This window comes from Hydrogenimonas sp., assembly GCF_029932565.1.
In the GTDB taxonomy this organism is placed as follows: Bacteria; Campylobacterota; Campylobacteria; order Campylobacterales; family Hydrogenimonadaceae; genus Hydrogenimonas.
In genome coordinates, this window is record NZ_JAOZPV010000114.1 from 1 (window position 1) to 3536 (window position 3536).

A 3536-nucleotide genomic window follows, 5' to 3' on the forward strand; every position below is an offset into this window, starting at 1 on the left:
TCACTTTTAACTTTTCACTCCTCAGCCACAGGCTGAGGCTCGGTCCGCAGGAGCGACACGCTATAGGTTGCGCATGATACCGACGATCCAGTGGGTTTTCGTACTCTTTGCGGCATGCCTCGCACATGTCGAATTTCGCCATCGAAGTATTGGAGCGGTCGTAGGGGACGGTTTTGGTGATCGTGTATCGGGGACCGCAATCGGTGCAGTTGATGAAAGGGTAGCGGTATCGGCGGTTGGAAGGGTCGGCCATTTCGGAGACGCAGGCATCGCAGATGGAAATGTCGGGACTGACGGCGATGGTTTTGTCATCACTCTGGTGCGATTGAAATATGACGAAACATTTGTCTTTACGCACCTCGATCTGTTCGGTCGCAATAGTGTCGATGCGCGCAAGCGGCGGGGGGTTGCTTCCAAGACGATCCAGAAACGTTTTCAGACTCTCCTCTTCCCCTTCCACCTCGATCGTCACACCGTCCGCATCGTTTCGCACGAATCCCATAAGTCCCAACTCCGTCGCGTAGCGGTAGATGGCGGGGCGAAAACCGACCCCCTGTACGATACCGGTAATTTTACAACGCCAGCGCACCAAGAAGGAGATTCTCCCTGTCGATAGGCAACACTCTGTTCATCAAAAAATTCTGATGGCCGAATTTTTTTTGGACACGGCTAAAGAGCGACGGATTGCCAAAGGCCCGGCCGCACAGAACGATATGCTCCGCTTTGGCTTTCACTTTGAGCTGTGAGGCGATCTCCACCACATAATCGCCAAACGACTCGAAAATAGAGTAGGCTAGAAGAACACTCTCTACACCCGCGAGCCTGTAACTTATCAGACTGGCGGCGAAAGCGTAGGGATCGAAACGGTTCCCGTCCACTTTGGTATCGATTTGCAATCCCCCTTTTCCCTGAAATTTCATCGCTTCCCTGCCGATTGCGTCGAAATCTTTCTCGGGAAGGTCCATGATGACAGCGGCTGCTTCGAAGATATTTCTGGCCCCCTCCGATCCGAACAGCCTCTCGGCCAGTTTTGGATATTTCGATTCGAAGTTGGCCACCAGCTGGTCGGATCCTTCCCGTAAAGAGGCGATTTTCTCCCGCAGTTCACCAGCAGCGAACTCCATCGCCGGTACGGCGACGATCGGTTTCTTGCCATTGTGATGGATGAAGGTCGGCTCCTCGCCGAAATAGACACCGATGGCACTCTCCCTCTCCTTTCCATGCTCCATCAGTACGGAAAGAACCGATGCGGTCTCCTGGGAAAAGCGGATGGTATTCGAATGCTTTAGGGGCACCGTCTCCTTTTCGAGCAGGTAGAGGGCCGACGCTTCGGCGCTGTCGAACTTCTCCATCCGGTCGATCAGAACACCCTCTCTCCACGGCACCGTCGCCATCTCATGCGCCACGACAATACGGTCGGCACGGCGCTCGAAGGGAAACGGAAAGATCCCCCGCTCTCCCTCCACAAAAAAACGGCCCGATTCGTAGATGAAGAGATGGGTGTCCCGCTGCGGTTCGATGGCCACATCGTAATCGACGATACAATCGGCATCGGTGTCGAAATCGCACTCCAGATAGGCGACATGTTCGTAGCCCAGCCGCATAAGCTCCCTGGCCAAAAGAGTCGTGAACCCATCATCCGGATACTTGAGCGGAGTCGTTTTTCCATAGAGATCGATCAGGTTTTCGTTGCTGACGGCAGCGCGGATCATCGGACGCTCGATACTCGAAACTGCATGCACCTCATCCTTGTTAACGGCACAATGATATTCGAATTTCGTCGTATCGAGCATCAACATCACCTTCTCACTCTCCGTTTTTACCTGTGCCGCATCGAAAAAGAGCCGCCAGCCATTGAGCGTTTTGATACGCACTCTCTTGCCGTTTTCGATCGCTTTGGCGGCAATTTCAAAAAGTTTCTCGAAGCTCCCGGCATCGTTGGCACGGTGTTCAGAACCTGCATCATTGATCCGTACGGGTATGCCACACGCATGGCAGCTTATGAGCGGGTAATCGCGGCGGAACGGATTGCTCTGAAGCTCCTCCTCGCAACGCTCGCATGGCACGAGAAAGCGCATCAGCGTGTTGGTTCGTTCATAGGGATAGGATTCGAAAAATGGGTAATGCGCCCCACAGCAGTTGCATGCGGTAAATGGATAGTAGTACCGCCGCGAAGCAGGATCGAGCATCTCTTTTGTACAACGGGGACATAGCCCTATGGCATGCGGCAGGCGGGGCATGATCTCATCACCAATATTCGGCATCGGTTTGTCGATAATCCGATGTCCGGAACCTTTCGTAAAGAGTGAGGCGGGCAGATTCTCCGCCAGTTTTTGCAGAAACGGCACCAGCCTTCTGTCCGCTTCATTGCCAATCAGCGTGATTGTTCTCCGGCTCTGGACTACCGAGACCACGGCACCCTCTTCTTCTGCAAGCGCTTTTATGAAATCACATATGTAGCGATATGGTGCATCGTATTCGATCTCAAATATAAAAGCCATAACATTCCTTGGAAGATATCATACCGGAACCAACCTCGAAAATGGATATGCCAGCCGAGAGAGACGGATGCCGGTATAAGTAGCTTGCAGCCTATGGATTCAGCGTTTCCATCGTCGGAGAGTTGTATGCCCTGACGATCTCTTCCAGTGTCCGGCCATCTTTCGGGCTGGCCTCCACACCGCTTCGTTCCAATTCACGCACCGTTTCATCGATTAGATGGCCGAAATTTTTTCGTATCGTCTCGGTCAGTGAAATATCGACACATTCGATATCTTCGGGGACAATACCAATGATGTTGACTTCCGCCATACTGTCAAGCATCGAACAGATCTCGAGCATCTCCACCACCTCGACCTCGTGCGCCGTCCGGCGGTAGCTCCCCAGTCCCATCAGTGACTCGGCCGGAAGGTTGTAGACCGATCCCGGCTTGTCTTTGATGGAGACGGTATCGAGAATCACGACTTTTTCGTAACTCTGATAGTATGTCATCAGCTTAAAGCCGAGTGTCCCGCCATCGATAATGTCGACAGCAGGGGAGAAGTGGTAATTCTCTTCAAGATATTTCGCTGCATAGATGCCGACACCCTCGTCCTTGAAGAGGATATTTCCGATACCGATGACAACGGTCGACGCCTCATCCATTCCGATTCCTGTCGCCTCTTTAGAACCCATCTCAAAAATCCCCATGGGCGGTAACGGAAGCGATTTTGTTTTCTCTCGCGACGGTTCAACGCAGGGTGTAGCCAAAGCTACGTTCAAATCTTTTCAACGAAGTCAGGGTGCCTTTTGCCAGCCATTCTCGCCTATGGGGATTTTTGAGATGGGTTCTATCAATAATATCATATTTTGTAAAGGAGAACTCTTGTATAATGGTTGCCAATTGATACGGAGGGCTTATTTGAACCAGGAACTGGAAAAGATAGAAGAGTTATATTGCCTCAATCGGGAGCAGATCCGAAGTTATCTGATCGAACTGTTAAAAGAGCACGAAAAAGACGACTACTCTCTGGAGGGATTGAAAAAGATCGTCAAAG

3 protein-coding genes are annotated in these 3536 nt (G+C 51.8%); all 3 read right to left on the reverse strand.

The annotated features are described in order from the left end of the window. Positions 1-589 (reverse strand): acylphosphatase (locus Q1K24_RS09510; RefSeq protein ID WP_300369417.1); only part of this gene is annotated, 589 nt, incomplete at its 3' end. Beyond that, positions 573-2501, reverse strand: coding sequence for a hypothetical protein (locus Q1K24_RS09515; protein WP_300369420.1), 1929 nt, complete (start codon positions 2499-2501; stop codon positions 573-575). The genes Q1K24_RS09510 and Q1K24_RS09515, both read right to left, overlap by 17 nt. Positions 2502-2592: 91 nt before the next feature. After that, positions 2593-3174 carry a HyaD/HybD family hydrogenase maturation endopeptidase gene (locus Q1K24_RS09520; RefSeq protein ID WP_300369422.1) on the reverse strand — a complete coding sequence of 194 codons (582 nt, stop codon included), beginning with the start codon at positions 3172-3174 and terminating at the stop codon, positions 2593-2595. Positions 3175-3536: the final 362 nt, after the last annotated feature.

Excerpts from the sequence above, each read along its gene's own strand:
- Q1K24_RS09520 (WP_300369422.1), bottom strand. The coding sequence starts at position 3,174 with ATGGGTTCTAAAGAGGCGACAGGAATCGGAATGGATGAGGCGTCGACC.
- Q1K24_RS09515 (WP_300369420.1), bottom strand. The coding sequence starts at position 2,501 with ATGGCTTTTATATTTGAGATCGAATACGATGCACCATATCGCTACATA.